The organism is Rhodococcus sp. MEB041 (assembly GCF_030208955.1).
In the GTDB taxonomy this organism is placed as follows: domain Bacteria; phylum Actinomycetota; class Actinomycetes; order Mycobacteriales; family Mycobacteriaceae; genus Rhodococcoides.
The window spans coordinates 122824-147109 of sequence record NZ_JARVSZ010000002.1; the positions used below are offsets into that span (position 1 = coordinate 122824).

22 protein-coding genes are annotated in these 24286 nt (G+C 69.4%); 6 read left to right on the forward strand and 16 right to left on the reverse strand.

Annotated elements, in window-relative coordinates; genetic code table 11:
* Nucleotides 1-5 precede the first annotated feature (5 nt).
* Entirely contained in the window at nt 6-3641 is a 3636-nt protein-coding gene (cobN, locus tag QRN16_RS04565; protein ID WP_285184807.1) for a cobaltochelatase subunit CobN, read from the reverse strand.
* 162 nt (nt 3642-3803) lie between these two features.
* Here cobN and cobG point away from each other — a divergent pair, with 162 nt between their 5' ends.
* Complete coding sequence (cobG, locus tag QRN16_RS04570) at nt 3804-4937, forward strand: precorrin-3B synthase (RefSeq protein WP_222648933.1); 1134 nt, start codon at nt 3804-3806, stop codon at nt 4935-4937.
* A gap of 15 nt (nt 4938-4952) precedes the next feature.
* On the opposite strand, the gene QRN16_RS04575 is transcribed toward cobG, so the two are convergent.
* Nucleotides 4953-5081 carry a hypothetical protein gene (locus tag QRN16_RS04575; protein WP_261775611.1) on the reverse strand — a complete coding sequence of 43 codons (129 nt, stop codon included), beginning with the start codon at nt 5079-5081 and terminating at the stop codon, nt 4953-4955.
* Between the two features lie 183 nt (nt 5082-5264).
* Between QRN16_RS04575 and QRN16_RS04580 the strand changes: the two genes are divergently transcribed.
* Together QRN16_RS04580 and cobJ are read left to right on the forward strand one after the other, a co-directional pair.
* Nucleotides 5265-5891: a precorrin-8X methylmutase gene (locus QRN16_RS04580; protein ID WP_056444549.1), complete on the forward strand. Its 627-nt coding sequence runs from the start codon at nt 5265-5267 to the stop codon at nt 5889-5891.
* Nucleotides 5888-7414, forward strand: coding sequence for a precorrin-3B C(17)-methyltransferase (cobJ, locus tag QRN16_RS04585; protein ID WP_285184815.1), 1527 nt, complete (start codon nt 5888-5890; stop codon nt 7412-7414). The genes QRN16_RS04580 and cobJ overlap by 4 nt, the downstream gene beginning before the upstream one ends.
* Here the strand turns inward: cobJ and QRN16_RS04590 are convergent.
* Genes QRN16_RS04590 through dprE2 form a run of 4 tightly spaced genes read right to left on the reverse strand, consistent with a single transcriptional unit; the run spans nt 7343 to nt 10895 of the window.
* Nucleotides 7343-8140, reverse strand: a complete 798-nt coding sequence (locus QRN16_RS04590; RefSeq protein WP_285184817.1) for a cobalt-precorrin-6A reductase — start codon at nt 8138-8140, stop codon at nt 7343-7345. The genes cobJ and QRN16_RS04590 overlap by 72 nt on opposite strands.
* Before the next feature lie 27 nt (nt 8141-8167).
* On the reverse strand, nt 8168-8917 hold the full coding sequence (gene cobM, locus QRN16_RS04595; RefSeq protein ID WP_027505376.1) for a precorrin-4 C(11)-methyltransferase: 750 nt from the start codon (nt 8915-8917) through the stop codon (nt 8168-8170).
* A complete protein-coding gene (gene cbiE / locus QRN16_RS04600) occupies nt 8914-10116 on the reverse strand; it encodes a precorrin-6y C5,15-methyltransferase (decarboxylating) subunit CbiE (RefSeq protein ID WP_285184822.1) in 1203 nt (400 codons plus the stop codon). Before cbiE ends, cobM begins: the two co-directional genes overlap by 4 nt.
* On the reverse strand, nt 10113-10895 hold the full coding sequence (gene dprE2, locus QRN16_RS04605) for a decaprenylphospho-beta-D-erythro-pentofuranosid-2-ulose 2-reductase (protein ID WP_285184824.1): 783 nt from the start codon (nt 10893-10895) through the stop codon (nt 10113-10115). The genes cbiE and dprE2 overlap by 4 nt, the downstream gene beginning before the upstream one ends.
* Before the next feature lie 32 nt (nt 10896-10927).
* Between dprE2 and QRN16_RS04610 the strand changes: the two genes are divergently transcribed.
* The gene (locus QRN16_RS04610; RefSeq protein WP_056444561.1) at nt 10928-11329 is read left to right on the forward strand and encodes a PPOX class F420-dependent oxidoreductase; all 402 of its coding nucleotides are present in this window, start codon (nt 10928-10930) and stop codon (nt 11327-11329) included.
* On the opposite strand, the gene QRN16_RS04615 is transcribed toward QRN16_RS04610, so the two are convergent.
* Nucleotides 11292-11864, reverse strand: coding sequence for a TetR/AcrR family transcriptional regulator (locus QRN16_RS04615; protein ID WP_321163706.1), 573 nt, complete (start codon nt 11862-11864; stop codon nt 11292-11294). The two genes, QRN16_RS04610 and QRN16_RS04615, sit on opposite strands and share 38 nt — an antisense overlap.
* A 118-nt stretch (nt 11865-11982) precedes the next feature.
* On the opposite strand from QRN16_RS04615, the gene QRN16_RS04620 reads away from it, so the two are divergent.
* Entirely contained in the window at nt 11983-12822 is an 840-nt protein-coding gene (locus tag QRN16_RS04620) for an alpha/beta fold hydrolase (RefSeq protein WP_285184829.1), read from the forward strand.
* Nucleotides 12823-12824: 2 nt separating this feature from the next.
* On the opposite strand, the gene QRN16_RS04625 is transcribed toward QRN16_RS04620, so the two are convergent.
* Both QRN16_RS04625 and QRN16_RS04630 read right to left on the reverse strand, forming a co-directional pair.
* Entirely contained in the window at nt 12825-13583 is a 759-nt protein-coding gene (locus tag QRN16_RS04625; RefSeq protein WP_285184831.1) for a maleylpyruvate isomerase family mycothiol-dependent enzyme, read from the reverse strand.
* Nucleotides 13580-14704, reverse strand: a complete 1125-nt coding sequence (locus QRN16_RS04630; RefSeq protein ID WP_285184833.1) for a M24 family metallopeptidase — start codon at nt 14702-14704, stop codon at nt 13580-13582. The genes QRN16_RS04625 and QRN16_RS04630 overlap by 4 nt, the downstream gene beginning before the upstream one ends.
* A gap of 54 nt (nt 14705-14758) precedes the next feature.
* Here QRN16_RS04630 and QRN16_RS04635 point away from each other — a divergent pair, with 54 nt between their 5' ends.
* On the forward strand, nt 14759-15709 hold the full coding sequence (locus tag QRN16_RS04635) for a 5'-3' exonuclease (protein WP_285184835.1): 951 nt from the start codon (nt 14759-14761) through the stop codon (nt 15707-15709).
* 1 nt (nt 15710) lies between these two features.
* On the opposite strand, the gene QRN16_RS04640 is transcribed toward QRN16_RS04635, so the two are convergent.
* The 7 genes from QRN16_RS04640 to pafA all read right to left on the reverse strand — a co-directional run bounded on the left by QRN16_RS04640 (nt 15711) and on the right by pafA (nt 24232).
* Nucleotides 15711-16406, reverse strand: a complete 696-nt coding sequence (locus QRN16_RS04640; protein ID WP_285184837.1) for a DUF4333 domain-containing protein — start codon at nt 16404-16406, stop codon at nt 15711-15713.
* Between the two features lie 49 nt (nt 16407-16455).
* A complete protein-coding gene (locus QRN16_RS04645) occupies nt 16456-19185 on the reverse strand; it encodes a DEAD/DEAH box helicase (RefSeq protein WP_056445154.1) in 2730 nt (909 codons plus the stop codon).
* Nucleotides 19186-19291: 106 nt separating this feature from the next.
* Entirely contained in the window at nt 19292-20233 is a 942-nt protein-coding gene (gene tatC, locus QRN16_RS04650; RefSeq protein WP_056444573.1) for a twin-arginine translocase subunit TatC, read from the reverse strand.
* A 155-nt stretch (nt 20234-20388) separates the two neighbouring features.
* The gene (gene tatA, locus QRN16_RS04655) at nt 20389-20664 is read right to left on the reverse strand and encodes a Sec-independent protein translocase subunit TatA (RefSeq protein WP_027505364.1); all 276 of its coding nucleotides are present in this window, start codon (nt 20662-20664) and stop codon (nt 20389-20391) included.
* A gap of 140 nt (nt 20665-20804) precedes the next feature.
* Nucleotides 20805-21767 carry a helix-turn-helix transcriptional regulator gene (locus QRN16_RS04660; RefSeq protein ID WP_027505363.1) on the reverse strand — a complete coding sequence of 321 codons (963 nt, stop codon included), beginning with the start codon at nt 21765-21767 and terminating at the stop codon, nt 20805-20807.
* Nucleotides 21764-22780 carry a helix-turn-helix transcriptional regulator gene (locus tag QRN16_RS04665; protein ID WP_285184843.1) on the reverse strand — a complete coding sequence of 339 codons (1017 nt, stop codon included), beginning with the start codon at nt 22778-22780 and terminating at the stop codon, nt 21764-21766. Before QRN16_RS04665 ends, QRN16_RS04660 begins: the two co-directional genes overlap by 4 nt.
* 93 nt (nt 22781-22873) lie before the next feature.
* Nucleotides 22874-24232: a Pup--protein ligase gene (pafA, locus tag QRN16_RS04670; RefSeq protein ID WP_197027762.1), complete on the reverse strand. Its 1359-nt coding sequence runs from the start codon at nt 24230-24232 to the stop codon at nt 22874-22876.
* Nucleotides 24233-24286: the final 54 nt, after the last annotated feature.

The window sequence follows — 24286 nt, forward strand, 5'->3', positions numbered from 1 at the left end:
GCCGGTCAGTCGCCCTCGAGCTCGCCTTCGCTCTCGAGGTAGGCCGCACGGAGGTCCGCGAGCACTGCCGGGTCCGGTTCCGCCCACATGCCGCGTTCCACGGCCTCGAGCAGTCGCTCGGAGATTCCGTGCAGCGCCCAGGGATTGGACGTCGACATGAACTTCCGATTGGTCTCGTCGAGGACGTACTCCTGCGTGAGCTTCTCGTACATCCAGTCCTGCACGACTCCCGTAGTGGCGTCGTACCCGAACAGGTAGTCGACCGTCGCAGCCATCTCGAATGCGCCCTTGTACCCGTGCCGCCGCATCGCGTCCATCCAGCGCGGGTTGACGACGCGCGCACGGAACACGCGGGACGTCTCCTCGTGCAGCGTGCGGGTGCGCACCGATTCCGGGCGGGTGCTGTCGCCGATGTACGCCTCGGGAGACGTTCCGGTGAGCGCACGCACGGTCGCCACCATGCCGCCGTGGTACTGGAAGTAGTCGTCGGAGTCGGCGATGTCGTGCTCGCGGGTGTCGGTGTTCTTCGCCGCCACCGCGATGCGCCGGTAGGACGAACGCATGTCGTCCGCTGCCGGGACGCCGTTCAGTCCGCGGCCGTAAGCGAAGCCGCCCCACGTCGTGTAGACCTGCGCCAGATCCTCGTCACTGCGCCAGCTCTTGCTGTCGATCAACTGCAGCAGTCCGGCGCCGTACGTGCCGGGCTTGGATCCGAAGATGCGGGTGGTGGCCCGGCGGTCGTCGCCATGCTCCGCGAGATCGGCCTGTGCGTGCGCACGCACGTAGTTCTGCTCGTCGGTCTCGTCCAGGCTCGCGACCATGCGGACGGCGTCGTCCATCATCGCGAGCACGTGCGGGAACGCGTCGCGGAAGAAGCCGGAGATGCGGACCGTCACGTCGATACGCGGCCGTTTCAGCTCGTCCAGAGCGATCGGTTCGAGGTGCGTGACGCGGCGCGACGCCTCGTCCCACACGGGCAGCACGCCGAGCAGTGCGAACACCTCGGCCACGTCGTCACCCGAGGTACGCATGGCGCTGGTCCCCCACACCGACAACCCGACAGAGCGCGGGTACTCGCCGTGATCCTGCAGGTAGCGGGCCACGAGCGACTCGGCCATCGCCTGGCCGGTCTCCCACGCGAGACGCGACGGCACCGCCTTGGGATCGACCGAGTAGAAGTTGCGGCCGGTCGGCAGCACATTGATGAGTCCACGCAGCGGCGACCCGCTGGGACCGGCCGGGATGAATCCGCCGTTCAGCGCATGCAGCACACGGTCGATCTCCTGGTCGGTTCCGCGCAGACGGGGAACCACCTCGGTGGCCGCGAAGCGGAGGATCTCGGCGACCGTGTCGGGCAGTCCCGCGGCGATGCCGTCGACGGCGTCCACCGACCAGTCGGCGCGGTGCAGTGCCGCCACCAGACCACGTGCCTGCTCCTCGACGGCATCGACCGACGTACGGGCCTCGTCGCCGTCCTCGCTGAGACCCAACGCTTCCCGCAGACCCGGAACGGTGCGCTCCCCGCCCCACATCTGACGGGCCCGCAGCATGGCCAGCACGAGGTCAACCTCCGCCTCACCGCGCGGAGCCTGCCCGAGGACGTGGAGCCCGTCGCGGATCTGCACGTCCTTGATCTCGCACAGCCAGCCGTCGACGTGCAGCAGCATGTCGTCGAACACCTCTTCGTCGGGGCGTTCCTCCAGGCCGAGGTCCTTGTGCATCTGGGCCGCGGTCATGAGCGTCCAGATCTGCTGACGAATCGCCGGCAGTTTGGCCGGGTCCAGCGTCGAGATGTTCGAGTGCTCGTCGAGCAACTGCTCGAGGCGGGTGATGTCGCCGTAGCTCTCGGCGCGGGCCATCGGCGGGATGAGGTGGTCGACGAGAGTCGCGTGCGCGCGGCGCTTGGCCTGTGTCCCCTCGCCCGGGTCGTTGACCAGGAACGGGTAGATCAGTGGCAGATCGCCCAACGCGGCGTCGGTGCCGCACGAGGCGGACATGCCGAGAGTCTTGCCGGGCAACCACTCGAGGTTGCCGTGCTTGCCGAGGTGCACGACGGCGTCCGCGGCGAAACCGCCGTCCTCCTCCGGGGCCGCGAGCCAGCGGTAAGCGGCGAGGTAGTGGTGGCTGGGGGGAAGATCCGGATCGTGGTAGATCGCCACGGGGTTCTCGCCGAACCCGCGAGGCGGCTGCACCATGAGGACGACGTTGGAGAAACGCAGTGCGGCGATGACGATCTCGCCCTCCGGATCCGCCGAACGGTCGACGTACAGCTCGCCCGGTGCCTCGCCCCAGTGTTCGACGACGCCGGATCGCAGGTCCTCCGGCAGCGTGTCGAACCAGCGTCGGTAGCGCGCGGCGGAGATACGGATGGGGTTACCCTCGAGCTGCTCGGCGGTGAGCCAGTCGGCGTCCTGCCCACCGGCGGCGATGAGCGCGTGGATGAGGGCGTCGCCGTCCTGCGCGGCGAGGCCGGGCACCGCGTCGTCACCGTCGACGGGTCCGATGTCGTAGCCCAACTCGCGCATCCGCGTCAGCAGACCGATCGCCGACGCCGGGGTGTCGAGTCCGACGGCGTTGCCGATGCGGGCGTGCTTGGTCGGGTACGCGGACAGCATCAGCGCGATGCGCTTGTCGGCTGCGGGAATTCGGCGCAGTCGAGCATGCCGGACCGCGATGCCGGCGACACGCGTACAGCGCTCGTGGTCGGGTACGTACGTGCTGAGGCCGTCGGCGTCGATCTCCTTGAACGAGAACGGCACCGTGATGATGCGACCGTCGAACTCGGGCACCGCGACCTGGGTCGCGACGTCCAGCGGGGACATGCCGTCGTCGTTCGCGTCCCACATCGCGCGGGAGCTGGTGAGGCACAGGCCCTGCAGGATCGGCACGTCGAGGGCGGCGAGCTCGGCGACGTCCCAGGCCTCGTCGTCGCCACCGGCGCCCACGTTGGCGGGACGGGTTCCGCCGGCCGCGAGCACGGTGACCACCATGGAGTCGGCTTCGCGCAACGCCTCGAGCAGTTCGGGTTCCGCGCTGCGCAGCGACGCACAGTAGATCGGGAGCGCGCGGGCGCCCTTCGCCTCGATGGCGTCGCACAGGGCATGGATGTAGTCGACGTTGCCCGCGAGGTGCTGGGCTCGGTAGTACAGGACGGCGATCGTGGGCTCTGCCCCCGTGCGCCTTTCGCGTACCTCTGGATGCGCAAAAGGCGCACGGGTGCGCAGCACACCCCAGGTGGGGAGATGGGCGGGCGGGGCGAACCCGTGGCCCGTCAGCAGCACCGTGTCGGACAGGAAATAGGCGAGCTGCTCGAGGTTGTCCGCGCCGCCCTCGGCCAGGTACTGGTGCGCCTGCGCTGCCACATTCGCGGGAACCGTCGACAGTTCCATCAGCTCGGCATCAGGAGCCTGCTCGCCGCCCAGCATGACCACCGGAACGGGGCCGCGGAGCACCGCGTCGATACCGCTCTCCCACATCCGGCGCCCGCCGAGAATGCGCACGACCACCAGGTCGACACCGTCCATGAGCGTCGGCAGATCGGCGTCGACGAGGATGCGGGACGGGTTGGCCCAGCGGTACTCGGCGCCGGAGGCACGTGCGCTCAGCAGGTCGGTGTCGGATGTCGAGAGCAGCAAGATCACGGTGGTGGAGCCTTCCCTGGGGTTTTCGCGCCCCGTCGGCGTCGGTGTGCACCCCAGGTCTGACTTCTCCGGAGACGCTGGAGTCACAGTGGCGCGACCGCGCCGGAGTCTCACCGGCTTCCGGGGTGCTTCGCGATGATCGTACGTCGTAGCCTGGACTGCATGAGTGATGCCGGGGACAGGACCAGACGGGACGCCTGCCCCGGGGCGCTCCAACTGCACGAGGCGAAGGACGGCTTGCTGGCTCGGGTGCGTCTGCCCGGCGGCGCGCTCAGCGCCGAGCAGATGGGTGTGCTCGCGGCGGCGTCGACAGATTTGTCCGACGGTGAGTTGGTGCTCACCTCCCGGGGGAACGTCCAGCTCCGCGCGGTACGCGATCCCGACGACCTGGCCGACCGGCTCGCGGCCGCGGGACTTCTGCCGTCGGAGACCCACGAGCGGGTCCGCAACATCCTGGCGTCGCCACTCTCGGGTCGTCTCGGCGGAACGGCCGACGTCCGCGACCTGGTGTCCTCGCTGGACACCTCGCTCACGAGTGATCCTGAGCTGGCCGACCTGCCGGGTCGGGTGCTCTTCTCGGTCGACGACGGCCGCGGCGATGTGACGGGTTTCGGCGCCGACATCGGCGTCCACGCCGTCGACGAGGACGCCTTCGCCCTCATCCTCGCGGGCGCCGACAGCGGCGTCCGGGTCCCGCGGGCTGACGCGGTCGCGGTGATGCTCGACGCGGCACGCGGGTTCCGCCGCGAGCGGCAGGGGCACTGGCGCATCGCGGAGATGCCGAACGGCGTGGAGGCTGTGCTCGGTCACGTCGATCACGCTGTCGGCGACCACCCTCGGGTCGCCGTCGAGACGTCGGTGGAGCCGCCGATCGGATGGTTCGTGCAGGACGACGCCACCGTCGCGCTCGGTGCCGCACTCGCCCACGGCGTGCTGCCGGCCCGCACCGCCCTCTTCCTCGCGGCGGTCGAGAAGCCGATCCACGTCACGCCGTGGCGCGGCATCGTGCTCCTCGATCTCGACGAGGGCGTCGCCGAGCAGGTCGTGCGAGTGTTGGCCCCGATGGGCCTGATCTTCGACGCGGAGTCACCGTGGGTGCGGGCCAGCTCGTGCGTCGGCTCTCCCGGCTGCGCGAAGTCGCACTCCGACGTGCGCGCCGATCTCGACGCCGCCGTGGAGAACGGCGAGGTGGGCGACGGCCGGGAGCACTGGGTCGGGTGTGAGCGCCGATGTGGCCGACCCCGCGGTGAGGTCACCGACGTGGTCGCGACCGAGAGCGGTTACCAGCGCTCCTGAGCCGCCTGCATCCGATCAGGAGCCCGGTGCGGTCACGATCAGGTAGTACAGCGTGGCACCGATAGCCAGTATCTGTTGGCCCGGGAAGGCGTAGTTGTCGACCAGCCAGTGGCCGGCGAGGTCGAACAGATCGCTCGGAAACATGGTTCGGCTCCGTTCTCGTCGACGACCCCGCGGTCGTTCGTCTCGGCAACGTTACGGACGATGCAGCGCGACCGGAACAGACCGAGCGTCACGATTCGGTGTCGATCCGTGGTGCCTCTCCCCCGTGCCGCGGCGCCGGACCCTGGCCGACCGCGGCGCGTCATCGCTCCCTATCGTGGAGCCATGCACGACTACATTCGCGACGGCGACGAGATCTACCGGCGCTCCTTCGCGACCATTCGCGAGGAAGCCGATCTGTCGGCCTTCTCCGACGATGTGGCCCAGGTCGTCGTGCGCATGATCCATGCCTGCGGCGAGGTGAATCTCGCACAGTCGATCGCGTCCACACCCGACGTCGTGGCCAAGGGTCGCGCGGCACTCCGCGCCGGGGCCCCGGTGCTGTGCGACGCGACGATGGTCGCGTCCGGCATCACCCGTCGACGGCTCCCGGCCGACAACGAGGTGATCTGCACCCTCAACGCACCGGACGTCCCGGAGATGGCGCGCGAGCGCGGCACCACCAGAACGGCCGCAGCGGTAGATCTGTGGGTCGACCACCTCGACGGCGCCGTCGTCGCGATCGGCAACGCACCCACCGCACTGTTCCGGCTCATGGAGTTGATCCAGCAGGGCGCTCCGCGCCCGTCCGCGATCCTGGGTGGGCCCGTGGGCTTCATCGGCGCCGCGGAGTCGAAGGACGATCTCGTCGCCTCCGGTCTCGGCCTCGACCACCTGCTCGTCCTCGGCCGCCGCGGTGGCAGCGCCATCGCCGCAGCCGCCGTCAATGCCATTGCGACGGAACGCGAATGAGCGGAAAGCTCTGGGGTGTCGGTATCGGCCCGGGTGATCCGGAGCTGGTGACGGTCAAAGCCGCGCGGGTCATCACCGCCGCCGACGTCGTCGCCTTCCACAGCGCCCGGCACGGCAAGAGCATCTCTCGCCGCACTGCGGAGCCGTACCTGCGCGAGGGTCAGATCGAGGAGCACCTGGTCTACCCGGTGACCACGGAAGGCACCGACCACCCCGGCGGGTACGACGGCGCTCTCGCGGACTTCTACGTCGAAGCGTCCGAACGTCTGGCGGCGCACCTCGAGGCCGGTCGCTCGGTCGCGCTGCTCGCCGCCGGCGACCCGATGTTCTACAGCTCGTATCAGCACATGCACGTTCGTCTCGCGCACCGCTTCGACACCGAGGTGATCCCCGGCGTCACGTCGGTCAGTGCGGCGTCCGCGGCGGTCGGGGAACCGCTCGTCGAGGGTGACGAGGTCCTGACCATCCTGCCGGGGACCCTGCCCCGCGCTGAACTCACGCGGCGACTCGAGGACACCGACTCTGCCGCGATCCTCAAGCTGGGCCGCACGTATCCCGCTGTGCGCGAAGCCTTGCGCGACAGCGGCATGATCGACCGCGCCCGCTACGTCGAGCGCGCGAGCACCACCGGCGAACGCGTTCTCGCCGCCGACGACGCGACGGACGTTCCGTACTTCTCCATCGCCGTGGTCTCGAGCCCGTCCTACGTGGTCAGCGAACCCGCTGCGTCGGGCGAGGTGGTGGTCGTCGGATTGGGGCCGGGCTCGGCCGAGTGGACCACGCCGGAGGTGCGCGGCGAGCTGCTCCGCGCCACCGATCTCGTGGGCTACACCACCTACATCGACCGGGTGCCCGTTCGAGCCGGCCAGCGTCGACACGCGAGTGACAACCGAGTCGAATCGGAACGGGCCGAGATGGCACTCGATCTCGCGTCTCGCGGCGGTCGGGTCGTCGTCGTGTCCTCCGGCGATCCCGGCGTGTTCGCCATGGCCGCAGCGGTTCTCGAGGTGGCGGCGCAGGACCGATGGCGCCACGTTCCCGTGCGCGTCTGCCCCGGGGTCACGGCCGCCAACGCGGTCGCGAGCCGCGTCGGCGCTCCCCTGGGCCACGACTACGCCGTTCTGTCCCTGTCCGATCGCCTCAAGCCGTGGGACGTGGTCGAGCGCCGCATCCGCGCGATCGCGGCGGCCGACATGGCGTTGGCCGTCTACAACCCGGCCTCGCGCTCGCGGACCTGGCAGGTGGAGGCGCTCAAGACGCTCGTGCTCGAGCACCGTGGCCCGGACACTCCCGTCGTCGTGGGCCGCGACGTCTCGGGACCCGAGGAATCGGTGACCGTCGTCCGGCTCGGGGATCTTGACCCGGCCACGATCGACATGCGCTGTCTGCTCATCGTCGGAGCGTCCACCACGACGGTCGATCACACCGCGGACGGCCCGCGGGTATTCACGTCACGGCGTTACGACACCGTCGATCCCATCGCCCGCGTCGGGAGCGGCGCGGGGAGTGCGTCGCTTCAGTAACCAGGTCACGCACTTGTCGGCTGTCGGCACCACGGGAACGTCGTCCTGAACGGGCGGCCGTTCCACCATGACGACGGGGATGCCGCGCTCGCGGGCGGCCTGAAGCTTGGCCGACGTGAGCTTGCCGCCGCTGTTCTTGCTCACCACCACGTCGATGCGGTGCTCGTCCAACAGCTCGCGCTCGCCCTCGAGGTCGAACGGCCCGCGTGACTCCAGAATGCTCGAGTGCGCGGGGACCTCGCCCTCGGGCGGATCGATGCACCGCACGATGAAGTGCCGGTCGTCCAGGGACGCGAAGTGGTGCACGCCCTGTCGGCCGATGGTGAGCAGGACGCGGGCGAGAGCGGGTCGGTCGGCGAGTGCCTGCGCTGCCGCCGGCATCGACGGCACCGTGATCCAGTCGTCCTCGGCCAGCGGACTCCACGGCGCGCGACGCACCAGCACCAGCGCCACGTCGGCCGCCGTGCAGACCTCGACCGCGTGCGCCGTCATCGTCGCGGCGTAGGGATGCGTGGCGTCGACGACGTGCGTCACCTCGTGCTCCGTGATCCACTCGCGCAGACCGTCCACGCCACCGAAGCCGCCGATCCGCACCTCCCCCACCGGGAGCACGGGATCGGCCACTCGGCCGGCGAGCGAGGAGGTCACGGTGGTGCCGTGCAGTCCGTCCAGCTTGATCGCGAGCTGACGTGCTTCGGACGTGCCACCGAGAACCAGAACATGCATTGGGGCGACCTTACCGGCCCCGGACGGTCAGTGATCGAGCCGTCGCCGGGCCGCCGAGTACAGGAAGCTGTCCGGGAAGCCCTCGGCCGACAAGACGCGGCCCACGACCACGACCGCCGTCTTGACGATGCCCGCCGCCACCGTCGCGTCCGCGAGATCGGCCAGGGTGCCCCGCACAATGACCTCGTCCGCGCGGCTGGCGAAGGCCACCACCGCTGCGGGACAGTCGGATCCGTAGTGCGGCACGAGTTGCTCGGTGATGCTGTGGATCTGGCGCGCACCGAGATGAATGACCAGTGTCGCCCCGCTCCGTGCCAACGTGGGCAGATCCTCGCCGTCGGGCATGGCCGTCGACAACGTCGACACCCGCGTCAGCACCACGCTCTGCGAGATCCCGGGCACGGTGAGTTCGCGACCCAGCGCGGCCGCAGCTGCGGCGAACGCCGGAACGCCCGGCACGATCTCGTAGTCCACACCCGCCGCGTCGAGTCGTCGCGACTGCTCGGCGACGGCGCTGTACAGCGATGGATCGCCGGAGTGCACGCGGGCGACGTCGAGGCCGTCACGCGAGGCGGTGACGAGTTCGTCGACGATCGCGTCGAGCGTCATGCGAGCGGTGTTCACGACGCGGGCGTCTGCCGGGCACGTGTCGAGCAGTTCGCGTGGCACCAACGACCCGGCGTACAGGCAGACCGGGCTCGACGCGATGATGCGGGCTGCGCGGACGGTCACGAGATCGGCTGCACCGGGTCCCGCGCCGACGAATCTGACGGTCACGCTGTCTCCTTCTCGTTCTTCACGACGCTCCACTGCGTCACCGGCATCTGCGGACGCCACCCGGTGAATCCGCCGAGCGGTTCGCCGCGGTGCACCTGCAGTCGTCGCAGCAGACCGCCGTGCTGCGAATACCACTGCAGAAGTAACGATTCCGACTCCGCGGTGACGGCATTGGCCACCAGCCGCCCACCCTCGGGCAGGGCGTCCCAGCAGGCGTCCATCACTCCGGGTTGCGTCGCGCCGCCCCCGACGAACACGGCGTCGGGTTCGGGCGCACCGGACAAGGAATCGGGTGCCGCGCCGCGGACGACGAGCGACGGAACGCCCAGGGCGACAGCATTGGTCCGGATGGTGGCGGATCTGGACTCGACGCGCTCGAACGCGATCGCGGAACATGCCGGATGCGTGCGCATCCATTCGATCGCGATGCTTCCCGACCCGCCGCCGACGTCCCACAGACGTTCACCCGGTGAGGGCGCGAGGGCGCTGAGAGTCAGCGCCCTGACCTCGCGTTTGGTCAGCTGACCGTCGCCCACGTAGAGCGCGTCGTCGAGTCCGGGTGCGCGCGAGACGGTGTGGCCCCTCACCTCGAGCGCGACGACGTTCAGTGAGTCGACGTCGCGCGCGTGCAGCCAGTCGGTGACGGGCAGCGCACGCACCCGCTCGCGCGGTCCCCCGAGTTGCTCGAGCACGGACATGGCACTGGAGCCGAGGTCACGGCTCAGCAGCAGAGTCGCGAGTTCGGCTGCGGTGCTCTCGTTCTCGGCGAGCACGAGGACGCGGCGTCGGTGTGTCAGGGCGGGCAGTACGGTCTCGATCGGCCTGTTCACCAGGGACACCACCTCGACGTCGTGGAGCGCCCAGCCGAGACGGGCGCACGCGAGCGACGCCGACGACGGGTGCGGAAGGACGCGCACCGCATCAGCACCGAGGAGCCGCGTCAACGTCACGCCGATCCCGTGAAACATCGGGTCACCGCTCGCGAGCACGCATCGCCGCGTACCGGCATGCTCGTCCAGGAGACCGGTCAGGGCGGGCAGCATCGGGGTGGGCCACGCGATTCGCCGAGCCGCGGTGCCCGGCACCGCGTCGAGTTGACGCTCGGAGCCGAACAGGACGTCCGCGGATTCGACGGCGTCACGGGAGGTCGGCGACAGCCCGGCCCACCCGTCGGCGCCCACGCCCACGACGTCGATCATCGCGGCATCCGGCGCCAGATAGGACGTGGGAGGACGCGCATCAGGGCGACGAGTAGGCGCAGACGGCCGGGCACCCACACGACGTCGGTCCGCGAGCTCAACGCGCGGACCACCGCGTCGGCCACCTGGCCGGGTGTGCTCGACATCGGTGCGGGAGACATCCCCTCGGTCATCCGGCCGATGACGAAACCCGGTCGGATCAGCAGCAACCGCACGCCGGTCCCGTGCAGCGCGTCGGCGAGACCGGACGCGAATCCGTCCAGTCCGGCCTTCGCCGACCCGTAGACGTAGTTCGCCCTGCGGACCCGAGCGCCGGCGACGGAAGAGAAGACGACGAGCCGGCCGGATCCCTGCTCGCGCAACGCCGTCGAGAGATGTGTCAGCATGCTGACCTGCGCCACGTAGTCCGTGTGGACGACGGCCACCGCGTGCGCCGCATCCGTCTCGGCGCGCGTCTGATCGCCGAGGATGCCGAAGGCCAGGACCGCCGTGTCGATCGGCCCGCGAGCCAGAACTGACGTCACGAGACCGTCGTGCGACGCCAGGTCGTCGGCGTCGAACTCGAGCGTCGTCACCCGACTGGCGCCGGCCGCGCGCACTCGATCCGACTCGGCGACCAGATCGTCGGACCGCCGGGCGGCGAGGACGACGTGGCGGCCGCGCGCGAGGCGCTCCGCGATCTCGAGACCGATGTCGCTGCGACCACCGAGGAGCAGCAGGATGCCGGTGCTCGACTGGTCGGGTGTGGTCAGGTCACGGCCGGCCGGTGGGTGGGTCACGGCGTCCAGTGTCCTCGATTATCGTGGCGGTCATGCCCGCCACCCCCTCCTCGCTGAACGCCGACGCCGGAACCTTCCTCACCGAGCGTCATCTGGCAACGCTGGCCACGAAGCGTCAGGACGGCACACCGCACGTGGTGGCGGTGGGATTCACGTGGGATCCGGAGGCAGGTCTGGCGCGAGTGATCACGCGGGACGGATCGCAGAAGGTGCGCAACGCCGAGCGCGGCGGCTACGGCGCCGTGACTCAGGTCGACGGGGCGCGATGGCTGACCCTTGAGGGGCCGGCGCGCATCCTGCGCGAACCCGACGCCGTGCGTGATGCGGAGAACCGTTACGCCCAGCGCTACCGGACGCCGCGGGAGAACCCGGAGCGCGTGGTCATCGAGATCACCGTCACCCGGGTGATGGGCTCCCAGTCGTTGCGGGACTGAGCAATCGGGCGGCGGCCTCCCTGGCCGCCCGCGCGGTCTCGCTCGACCGCGTGATGGCCGCGGTGGTCTGAGCACCCTCGGCCAACAGCGCGATCTGCAGTCCCACGGTGGGCGACGCCCCGGCCGCGACGGCCAGCGTCGTGACATGGTCGATGAACGTCAGCTTGTGGGCGCGCGCGGCATCGGACACCGCGGGCATCGTGGCGCCGAGTTCCCCGAACGAGTTGATGAACGCGCACCCGCGGAAGTCGTCCTCGAGGAACCAGTCGTGCAGGAAGTCGAAGATAGACAACAGCTTGTCCCGCGGTGACTCGTGTGCGCTCTCGGCCTCGTCGATGCGGCTGTTCCACATCGTCGTCCGGCCGTCGAGCACCGCGGTGACGATCGCGGACTTGGACGGGAACTCCGCGTAGAGCCGTTTGAGCGGAACGCCCGCCTCGGTGCGCAGTTCGTCCATACCGACGGCCTGCACCCCCTTGGCATAGAACAGCGTGTCTGCCGCCGAGAGGATCCTGGCGCGATGATCGGTCTCCACGAACCCTCCTGTCGTCATGAGCACTTGCGGCGAGAACCAACGTTCTCTACTTTAGCCGACACGAGCGAGAACGCTCGTTCTCCACGAGAGACATTCCCGTCGAAAGGTCGCGCACGCCATGGGACACATCACTGTCGGACACGAGAACAGCACCCCGGTCGACGTCTACTACGAGGATCACGGCAGTGGACAGCCCGTCGTCCTCATTCACGGATATCCGCTCGACGGACACTCGTGGGAGCGCCAGACCGCGGCTCTGCTCGACGCCGGCCACCGCGTCGTGACGTACGACCGTCGAGGCTTCGGACAGTCGAGCAAGCCCACGTCCGGGTACGACTACGACACCTTCGCCTCGGACCTGAACGAGGTGCTCGAAGCGCTGGATCTGCGCGACGTGATTCTCGTCGGATTCTCCATGGGTACCGGTGAACTGGCGCGGTACGCCTCGCGATACGGGACCGACCGTGTGGCGAAGTTCGCCTTCCTCGCGTCGCTAGAGCCGTTCCTCCTGCAGACCGACGACAACCCGACGGGTGTGCCGCAGTCGGTGTTCGACGGCATCGAAGCCGCCGCGCGTGGGGACCGCTTCGCCTGGTTCGACGCGTTCTACAAGGACTTCTACAACCTGGACGGCACGCTCGGCACGCGCATCAGCGAGGCCGCCGTCCGCAACAGCTGGAATGTCGCGGCGGCGAGTGCGCCGATCGCCGCGTACGCGGTGGTTCCGACGTGGCTCACCGATTTCCGCGACGACGTCCGCACCGTTCGCGAGTCGGGCAAGCCCACGCTGATCCTGCACGGTACCGCGGACAACATCCTGCCGATCGATTCGACGGGTCGCCCGTTCCACGACGCCTTCCCCGAGGCCACCTACGTCGAGGTGGAGGGCGCGCCCCACGGTCTCCTGTGGACCCACTACCAGGAGGTCAACACGGCGCTGCTCGACTTCCTCGAGTGACGTCAGAAGCGGGACGCGTCGAGCAGTGACTCCGCGACCGAGGTGTCACCGAAGACGGTGAGCACGTCGAGTGGTCGACGACGGCAGAGCACCAGCAGCAGGTGCTCTGCCGTACCCCGCAGTGCCACATCGGCTTTCCCGTGTCCGCGCGCACTGGCGAGGCCGTCGGCCCCGAGCGTGAACGTCCACTCCAGGTCGTCCACGTCCGTTCCGTGCACGTGCACGGTGCGCCCGATCGACTCGGGCGTCAGGCGGTCGAGGAGCAGTCGGTGCGGATACTGCACCTCCGTCAGCTCGGCCACGGCGTCCGCGGCGGCGTCGGGATCGAGCGCCTCAGGCGCCACTCCCCCGGCGGCGCGGACGGCGTCGGCGGCGTCGATGCGGTGCACGGCGACCTCGTGTGCCTGCCGTCGGAGCCACCACGCGGCCGTGCGCGCGCCGACGAACGTCTCCACGACCGCCTCGGGATCCGTCGACTCGAACGTGGCGACCATCGCCTCCAGCGACGATCGGTACGCGGGGAGACTGTCCGGGCCCTTGGGTAACGATTCGACCTGCTGCTTCGCCACCGCGCCCGTGTCCGCACCCGGGCCCGCCAGGATCACCGCGTTCGCCCACCGGTGGACCTTGCCCGTGTGTCGGACCACGTGCTCGAGCGTCCATCCCGGCACGGTGGGTACCGGCGCCGTCAGCGCATCGACAGGCATCGACGCGAGGCGGTCGCCCTCGCGTCGCAGTGTGGCGAGGAGGTCGAGGCTCATCGCACCGGAAGCACGGTCAGGCCGTGCGGCCGCGTGTTGACCGACTCGCACCCCTCCGGAGTCACGATGACGATGTCCTCGATGCGGGCGCCCCACTCGCCGGTGAAGTACACCCCCGGCTCGATGCTGAACGCCATCCCCACCTCGAGCGGAATGTCGTTGCCCGCCACGATGTACGGCTCCTCGTGCACCGAGAGGCCGATGCCGTGCCCGGTGCGGTGCACGAAGACGTCGCCGTAGCCGGCGTCGACCAGGATGTCGCGTGCGGCGGCGTCGATCGACTCCGCGGTGACTCCGGGACGGACTGCATCGACGGCTGCCTGCTGCGCGCGCTCGAGGACCGCCACGGTCGCAGCGACCGAGTCCGACGGCTCGCCGATGCTGTAGGTCCGGGTGGAGTCCGAGTTGTAGCCCGGCTCGACGGGGCCACCGATGTCGATGACGACGACGTCGCCCTCCTCGATCACGCGCTCGGACACCTCGTGGTGCGGGTCGGCGCCGTGCGGGCCCGAGCCGACGATGACGAACGCCGCCTCGGTGTGTCCCTCCTCGAGGATCGCGGCCGAGATGTCGGCAGCGACCTGCGCTTCGGTGCGCCCGGCCGCGAGGAACTCGCCCATGCGCGCGTGGACGCGGTCGATGGCGGCGCCCGCCGTGCGCAACGCGCCGATCTCCGCGTCGTCCTTCGTCATGCGCAGCTCGCGCAGAACCGGTGTCGCGAGGACGGGCAGTGCGCCCAGGGCGTCGGCGAGCGGGATCAGATGCAGCGCCGGCATCGCATCCGTGACGGCTGCGCGTGCGGGGCTCGGAAGCAGCGAGGCCACCAGGCCGTGCGGGTTCACCCCGTCCACCCAGTCCCGCAGCTCGATTCCCAGGTCGGCCGCGGCCGAGTCCTTCAACGCCGCCAATTCGATGCGAGGCACCACCACCGACGCGGCCGTGCCGTCCGCCGGGACGACGAGGCAGGTCAGACGCTCGAACGACTGGGCGCGCGAGCCGAGCAGATAGCGCAGGTCGGGTCCGGGCGTGATCAACAGCGCGTCGAGACCGGCCTCGGCGGCGAGAGCCGCCGCTCGGTCGAGGCGGGTGCGATACACGGAGGAGGGAAACCGAGACGTCATGACGCCAGGCTATCGACTCCGGTGCCGCCCACATGCGGCAGGATGTGGCGCATGATGGCCGAGAGCAGAGACACGGTACTTCTCCTCGATGCGGCGAGCCTGTGGTTCCGGGCCTTCCACGCGTTGCCCGAATCGATCACGGCGCCCGACGGTCGGCCGGTGAACGCGGTGCGTGGTTTCACCGACATGGTCGCGTCCCTCATCACGCGGACGGGTGCGTCCCGACTGGCCGTCTGCCTCGACCTCGACTGGCGTCCCACCTTCCGGGTCGATCTGGTGCCGTCTTACAAGGCGCATCGGGTGCTCACCGAGTCCGCTGCGGGCCCGGACGCGGAGGAGGCACCCGACGCACTGGGTCCGCAGGTGAACCTGATCCTGGAGATCCTCGAGGCCGCGGGCATCGCGACGGCCGGAGCGGAGGGTCTCGAGGCGGACGACGTGTTGGGAACCCTCGCCGCCACCGAGCGCGACGGCACCGTGGTGGTGGTCAGCGGAGACCGCGACCTGTTGCAGGTCGTCTCCGACGATCCGGTTCCGGTGCGTGTGCTCTACGCGGGACGCGGACTGGCGAAAGCCGAGCTGTTCGGCCCGGCAGAAGTGGCCGAGAAGTACGGGGTGCCCGCGGACCGACCCGGGCCGGGCTACGCGGAACTCGCACTGCTGCGCGGTGATTCGTCCGACGGACTGCCCGGGGTGAAGGGCGTCGGGGAGAAGACCGCGGCGTCCCTCATGCAGAAGTTCGGCTCCCTCGAGGCGTTGCTCGCCGCCGCCGACTCGGGCGACCCCGAGATGTCGGCCGGGGTGCGCGCGAAGATCCAGAGCTCCCGCGACTACATCGACGCTGCACTCCCGGTGGTACGGGTGGTGACCGATGCGGACATCATCTGGTCGCGCCCCGACGTGCTGCCGTACGAGCCCGTCGATCCGGAACGCCTCGCGGCGCTCGCCGAGGAACTCGGCGTGCAGAACTCCGTCGGCCGCCTTCTCACCGCGATGGCGCGGTGAGCTACTGGGGCCGGCCGACCTCGTAGGTGCCCTGGTCGTCCTTGACGGTCACCGTCACCGAGCGCGCCTCACCGTCCACCGTCAGGTCGCAGGAGAAGGTCGTGTTCGCCTCCACCTTCTGGCCCGACGGGCAGGACACCGCGGAGACATCGATCGCGCCGTAGGACTCCGTCACGATCTTGGCCACCCCGCTCTGCACCGCGGAGTTGTCCAGGGTGTCGCCGCCCAGCGACGTGGCCGCGTAGATCCCACCCGCCACGACGATCGCGGCGATGACGACGCCGCCCACGATGAACGGCACCTTCGACTGCTTCTGCGCCGGCGCGGCGTTCCACTGCTGGTTGCCCTGCGGGTAACCCGGCTGTCCGTAGGGCTGCTGGCCGTACTGGGGCTGCTGGCCGTAGGGCTGTTGGCCGTAAGGCTGCTGGCCGTACTGGGGCTGCTGGCCGTAAGGCTGTTTGCCGTACTGGGGCTGCTGGCCGTAAGGCTGCTGCCCGTACTGGGGTTGCTGACCGTAGGCCTGCTGGTCGTAGCCCGGCTGCTGACCATAGGGCTGTTGACCATAGGGCTGCTGACCGTAGGGCTGTTGACCGTAGGCCTGCTGGTCGTAGCCCGGCTGCTGTCCGCTCGGGTACTGGCTGGTGGGCGTGTCCTCACCGGCCGAGGAACGGTCGTCGGGGTTGTACGGGCCGCTCATCATCGCCTCCGGTGGGTGCCTGTGGTGACTGCTGTGACTGTGGAGACCATCATGCGGCATCGACGGCGACGACTCCGCGCCGTATCGCCGAGATCGCCTTCGTGGCGGTCGCGGTGACCTCGTCGTCGGGGGACGCCGAGCGGATCTGGTCGAGCAGATCGATGACCTGGCGGCACCACCGTACGAAGTCCCCGCCGGACAGGGCGCGGCCGTGCTGACCCGCGGCGAACAGCACGTCCTCGAGCGACTCCTTGCGAGCCCACTTGTAGACGGCCACCGCGAACCCGGTGTCGGGTTCCCGCGTCGGAGGCAGCTTCAGTCGGATCTCGTCCGCGCGGAGCTCGTGCCACGCGGCGACGGTGCGGGTCAACGCGTGTCGGATGTTCCCGGTCGGACCCTGCTCCGCGCTCTCACCCTCCTGGCGCGACTCGTACACGACGGTCGAGACCACGGCGGCGAGCTCGGCCGGCCCGAGGCCGCGCCAGATTCCCTCGGCGAGGCACTCCGCGACCAGCAGGTCCGACTCCGAGTACAGACGTCCGAGCTTGGCTCCACGGTCGGTGACCGCGACCTCGCCGTCAGGACCGGCGGCCAGATAGCCGCGCTCGGTGAGCAGCGCCAGGATGCGATCGAAGGTACGGGCCAACGAGTTGGTGGTCGCGGCGACCTTCTGCTTCATCGCATCGGTGTCACGTTCGAGCCGGCTGTACTTCTCGGCCAGCCGGGCGAGGTGCTCACGATCCGGCCAGGTGTGGCACGGATGCGAGCGGACGGCGCGGCGCAGCACTCCGAGCTCGCGATCGTCGCCTGCCGACGACTGCCGACGCCGACCGCGTCCCGGCGCGCTGATCCCCGTTCCCCGGAGCGCGGACGCCAGATCACGACGGGTCTGCGCCGTGCGGTGATCGACGTGGCGGGGAAGGCGCATGTGGCCGAGAGCCGACACCGGTGTGGGGAAGTCCGCCGACGACACGCGCCCCGCCCACTTGTCCTCGGTGAGCACCAGCGGCCGCGGGTCCACCGAGTTCGCGTCGGTCTCCAGGACGACAGCCAGTCCCGAGCGTCGACCGGACGGGATGGAGATGACGTCGCCGCGCCGCAGCGACACCAGCGACGTGACGGCATCGTTGCGACGATCCGTGCGGCCCTGACGCTCGAGCTCGCGTTCGCGCTCCTTGAGGCGCGCGCGCAGGGCGGTGTACTCGACGTAGGGCGAGTCCTCGCCGCCCAACTTGCCGAGCAACTCGCGCCGAGCCACGGCGTTCTTCTCGATACCGCGCACCAACCCGACGACGGACGCATCGGCCTGGTACTGCGCGAACGACCGCTCGAGCAGCATCCGGGACGCGTCGACACCCATCCGGTCGACCAGGTTCACCGCCATGTTGTACGACGGGCGGAACGAACTCCGCAGAGGGAACGTACGGGTGGAGGCCAACCCGGCCACCTCGGTCGGCTCGACACCCGACTGCCACAGCACCACCGCATGACCCTCGACGTCGATACCGCGACGACCGGCGCGGCCGGTGAGTTGCGTGTACTCCCCCGCCGACAGGTTGGCGTGCGCCTCACCGTTGAACTTCACGAGGCGCTCGAGCACCACCGTCCGCGCCGGCATGTTGATGCCGAGGGCGAGGGTCTCCGTCGCGAAGACCGCGCGGACCAGACCGCGGACGAACAGTTCCTCGACGGTGTGCCGGAACACCGGCAGCATCCCTGCGTGATGCGCGGCGATGCCCCGCTCGAGGGCGTCGCGCCACTCCCAGTAGCCGAGCACCTCGAGGTCGCTGCGCGGGATCTCGGCGGTGTGGCGTTCGACGACCTCGGTGATCTCGCGCGCCTGCTCCTCGGAGGTCAGCCGCAGTCCCGATCGAAGACACTGATCGACGGCGCCGTCGCACCCGGCGCGGCTGAAGATGAACGTGATGGCGGGGAGCAACCCCTCCTCGTCGAGGAGCTTGATGACGTCGGGCCGCGGGATCGGACGAGATTCCGGCCGGCCGGGGCGGCCGCCGGACCGACCCGACCGCGGGCCACGGCCGCGTGGGGCCTCCCAGGCGCCCATGCGCTCGGCCTGCACTCGTTCCTTGACGTACCGGACGAGGTTCTTGTCCACGACCACGCCGCCCGGAGCACCGTTGTTCGCCTCGACGTCGAAGAGGTCGAACAGGCGGCGACCGACGAGGATGTGCTGCCACAGCGGAACCGGGCGGGTCTCGTCGACGACGACGGTGGTGTTGCCCCGCACCGTCTCCATCCAGGCGCCGAACTCCTCGGCGTTGCTCACCGTCGCCGACAGGCTGACGAGCCGGACGTCCTCGGACAGGTGCAGGATGACCTCCTCCCACACGGCGCCGCGGAACCGGTCGGCGAGGTAGTGCACCTCGTCCATCACCACGTGCGAGAGTCCGCGCAGCGCAGGCGATTCCGCGTACAGCATGTTGCGGAGCACCTCGGTGGTCATGATGACGATCGGTGCGTCCGAATTGATGCTCTGGTCGCCGGTCAGCAGGCCGACGTAGCCCTTGCCGTAACGCGCGACGAGCTCGGCGTACTTCTGGTTGCTCAGTGCCTTGATGGGGGTGGTGTAGAAACACTTCGCGCCGCTGGTGAGTGCGAGGTGGACGGCGAACTCGCCGACGACGGTCTTGCCGGCTCCGGTCGGCGCGCACACCAGTACGCCGTGCCCGTCCTCGAGGGCCGAGCACGCACGGATCTGGAAGGGATCGAGCGGGAACGGAAGCGACGCCGCGAACTCGGTCAGCTTCGGCCCGTCCACGAGTCGAGTCCGGATGTCGCCGGTGTTCTGCTGCCCGCTGTGATTGGCCACGACTCCAGATTAGAGGGTGTCCGCCGATGGGGGTCACTCAGACAGCGTGGGCAACTCAGAGAGTGTCGGAGTAGTCGGCGTCGGCGTCGTGACGCACCGGGACGGGCCTGCCGACCGGGGCGGCCGAGGTGTCGAGAGGCGACGCCTCGTCATCGGAGACGTTCCCCCACTCCTCGGTCTCGCGCCGTGCGCGCCGTCGATCGTTGACGCGCGCGATCTGGATGGCGAACTCGACGAGGATGCTCAGCGCGAGCGCCAGCGCGGTCATCGAGAAGGGGTCACCGCCGGGCGTGACGACGGCGGCGAAGGCGAACATCGCGAAGATGAGCCCGCGACGCCAGCCGCGGAGCTTCTCGTACTTCAGGACGCCGACGGCGTTGAGCGCGACGATCAAAAGCGGGATCTCGAAGCTGACGCCGAAGATGACGAGCAGGTTGATGACGAAGCCGAAGTACTCGGCGCCACTGAGAGCGGTGACCTGGACGTTGTCGCCGATGGTCAGCAGGAAGTGCAGGGCCTTCGCGACGACGATGTAGGCGAGGACGGCGCCGGAGACGAAGAGCACGGCCGCCGCCGTGACGAACGAGATGGCGTAGCGCCGTTCCTGGCGGTAGAGGCCAGGCGTGATGAACGCCCACACCTGATAGAGCCAGATGGGGCAGGCGAGCACGACGCCCGCGGTGATGGCCACCTTGAACCGGAGCATGAACTGCTCGAACGGTCCGGTGGCGAGCAGCCGACACGTGCCGTCGTCGGTGAGCTCGGCACGACTCTCGGACGGGAGCGAGCAGTACGGCCCGCGGAGCAGGTCACCGAGCGACTCGATGCCCAGCAGCGAGTGCGAGTACCAGAAGAACCCCACGATCGTGGTGAGGACGATGGCCAGCATCGACCACAGCAGACGCGTGCGGAGCTCGTAGAGATGCTCCACCAACGACATGGTGCCGTCGGGATTGACGCGACGCCTGCGCTGTCGCGGATCGAACGGTATGCGCACGGTGACTCTTCGCCTGTCGACTGCGGTGCCTGGACTGAAGACTGTGGTTCGCGGTGACGGGTGCCGAGGTGCGCACGCCGCAGCGGGCGCGAACCTCGGTCACCACCCACGAAACGGCCGAGGCGACATCGCCCCGACCGTGGTGCCTGCGAGTGTCAGGCCGAGCGCGGGTGCTGCTCGTGCGTCGGTTCGGTCGACGCGACGGTCGGGGTGACCGTGTTCGGGGACGGCAACTGCGACTGCGGTGCCGGCGCCGTGTTCGTGGTGGTGTCCGGCTTCTTGCCGTCGTTCTGCATCTCCTGCACTTCACTCTTGAAGATGCGCATCGAGCGTCCCAGGCCACGTGCGGCCTCGGGCAGCTTCTTCGATCCGAACAGCAGTACGAGCACGACGATCAGGACGATCCAGTGCCAGGGTTGTAACGCACCCATGAAAACCTCCCAGTTTCGGTGGATTCGATGCTACCGGACCCGAGGGCTCCCACCCGGTGTCCGGTGGACCCGCGTACCCACCGTTCGCCGAGAGTTCACCGGGCGAGTCCTGCATGTCCGGACGACTCGAGATGGGCCGGTCACGCTCCCGAGACGGCGCGATAGACGTCGAGGGCGTCGCGCGACCGAGCGGTGACCTCACGAACCAGTGCGGGCGGTCCGAGCACCCGCACTCCCGACCCCAGACCCAGCGCCAGACGGCTCATCCAGTCGAGCGTCGCGAATCGCATCGAGACCTCGATCGAGCCGTCGTCGTGCGCAGCGGTCTGCGTCATGGGGTAGTAGTCCAGAATCCACACGTGGTCGGGTGCGACGACGAGCCGTGCGAGCGGCAGCGACGGATCGTCGTGGAAGAGATCGAGTGCGTCCCCACCGGTCCGGGCCTGCTCGGGCGGTGCGGACGGCTCGTCCAGCTCGGTCGCGGCATCGATGCGGTCCAGCCGGAACAGCCGGACGCCCTCCGCGTCGCGGCACCAGGCCTGCAGGTAGCTCTGATCGTCGACGAGGACGATGCGCAACGGATCGACGGTGCGTTCGGACACCACGTCCCGCGATGCCGAGTAGTAGGTGATGTGCAGCGCGCGACCGCGGGCGAGCGCCCCACGGACGGTCGTGACACTGGGACTCTCCTGCGGCTCGGGCGTGTCGTCCGGCCCCTCGGCCGCCGCGACACCCGCCGCGGCCTCGATCTTCGCGATGGCGCGGTACGCCGCGGACGGGTCCACCATGCCGGGCATCTCGACGAGTGACCGCAGCGCGATGAGCAGCGCGGTCGCTTCCGTTGACGTCAGACGCAGCGGCCTGTCGATACCTGCGGAGAACGTGACCTCGATGCTGTCCTCGGAGAACGACAGATCGATGAGATCGCCCGGACCGTATCCGGGCAGTCCGCACATCCACAGCTGGTTCAGGTCGTCCATCAGCTGTTTGGTCGTGACCCCGAGCTCGGCCGCGGCGTCGGCCGCGCTGATACCCGGATTGGCGATGAAGTACGGCACGAGGTTGAGCAGCCGGGCCAGCCGCGAGGACAGGCGAACGCTCATGAGCTGCTCCCGGGCGAGACGGCGTCGGTCGGCGCGCGGTGCGCGCTCACGGACAGGGTGCCGACGACGATGTCGCGGAGTTCGGTCGGCGACAGCACGATCGCGTCGGCGCCGTGGCCGGCGACCACCCGGGCGATCCACTCCCACGACCGCACCGGGATGCGGACCACGGAACCGCGTCGCCCCACGAGATCACGTGTCTCCACCTCGGTGCCGAGACGGCGCAGCTCGAGTCCGCGTCCCTCCGACACCCAGACGTCGGCGCTGCCCGCCACGTCACCGCTCGCGGCGGCGCGGGCCACGATGACACCGAGATCGACGTCGTCGGGCTTGCGCACCGATCCCGCCGGTCCGAAGGCCACGACGTCGTCCCCGATCCGTGACAGGCGGAAGGTACGGACGGCGTCGCGCTCGGTGTCGTGCCCGACGAGGTACCACCGTCCGGAGTGGGTGACCACTCCCCACGGCTCGACGGTGCGCACTCGGAAGGGGGCGGCCGGGGTGGAGCGGTGCGAGAACCGCACGGACCGGCCGGCGTCGATAGCGGCGAGCAGCTTGCCCAGCGCGGGCTCGGAACCTCGACTGCGGGACGGAACGGCGGTCACGGCGGCCGGCGAGTTCTCGGTGTCCACCTGCACGCCCGCGGCGCGCAACTTCAACATCGCGCTCTGAGCGGCGGAGGTGAGCTCGGGCGACTCCCAGAGTTGGACGGCCACGGCGACCGCAGCGGCCTCGTCGCTGGCCAGGTCGACGTCGGGGAGTTCGTACCGATCGCGGTTGATGCGGTACCCCTCGACCGTCGAGAAGCGCGAGATCTGACCGGTCTCGAGCGGGACGCCGAGATCACGCAGCTCGTTCTTGTCGCGCTCGAACATGCGACTGAAGGCCTCGTCGCTCGCCGAGTCCTCGTATCCGGCGACGGACTCGCGGATGCGCTCGGCGGTCAGGTACTGCCGTGTCGAGAGCAGGCAGATGACGAGGTTCATCAACCGCTCGACTTTGGAGATCGCCACCGACCCAGCCTAGTGGCTGAGCATCTCCCCACCCGTGCGCATCGCCGGGGTGGGGAGGACGGGACTCCTGTGGAGAAGGAGGACCGTCGGCCTCTACATCGACGCGATCAGGCGCTCCACGCGCTCGTCGACCGAGCGGAACGGGTCCTTGCACAGCACCGTGCGCTGAGCCTGGTCGTTGAGCTTGAGATGCACCCAGTCGACGGTGAAGTCGCGTCCCGCCTCCTGTGCGGCGCTGATGAACTCGCCACGCAGCTTCGCGCGTGTCGTCTGCGGCGGCGTGTTCACCGCCTCGTCGATCTGGTCGTCCTCGGTGACGCGCTTGACCAGTCCCTTGCGCTGCAGCACGTCGAAGACGCCGCGGCCGCGCTTGATGTCGTGATAGGCCAGGTCGAGCTGGGCGATCTTCGGGTCGGACAGGTCCATCGAGTACCTGTCCTGATAGCGATCGAACAGCTTGCGCTTGATCACCCAGTCGATCTCGGTGTCCACCTTGGCGAAGTCCTGCGCCTCGACGGCGTCGAGGGTGCGGCCCCACAGGTCGACGACCTGCTCGATCTGCGCGTCCGGCTCGCGGTTGCGCAGGTGCTCGACGGCGCGGGCGTGGTACTCGCGCTGGATCTCGAGTGCACTGGCCTGGCGTCCCCCCGCGAGACGGACGGGGCGCCGCCCCGTCGAGTCGTGGGACACCTCGCGGATGGCGCGAATCGGGTTGTCCAGGGCGAAGTCTCGGAACGAGACGCCCGCCTCGATCATCTCCAGGACGAGCGCTGCGGTGCCGACCTTGAGCATGGTCGTCGGCTCGGCCATGTTGGAGTCGCCGACGATGACGTGCAGACGACGGTACTTCTCGGCGTCGGCATGCGGTTCGTCGCGCGTGTTGATGATGGGCCGTGAGCGGGTGGTCGCGGACGACACGCCCTCCCAGATGTGCTCGGCGCGCTGCGAGAGGCAGAACGTGGCGGCCTTCGGCGTCTGCAGGATCTTGCCCGCGCCGCAGATGAGCTGGCGGGTGACCAGGAACGGCAACAGCACGTCGGAGATGCGGGAGAACTCGCCGGCGCGCACCACGAGGTAGTTCTCGTGGCAGCCGTAAGAGTTGCCCGCGGAGTCGGTGTTGTTCTTGAACAGGTAGATGTCGCCGCCGATGCCCTCCTCGACGAGACGCTGCTCGGCGTCGATGAGCAGGTCCTCGAGAACACGCTCGCCGGCGCGGTCGTGCGTGACCAGCTGCAGAAGGCTGTCGCACTCGGCAGTGGCGTACTCGGGATGGGAGCCGACGTCCAGGTAGAGCCGCGCACCGTTGCGCAGGAACACGTTGGAGCTGCGTCCCCACGACACGACACGCCGGAACAGATACCGGGCCACCTCGTCCGGGCTGAGTCGACGGTGCCCGTGGAACGTGCACGTCACACCGAACTCGGTCTCGATCCCCATGATTCGTCGCTGCACACTTCGACAGTACAACGGCATCGACCGCGGCATCGGCTACCCGAGCCCGTGGCA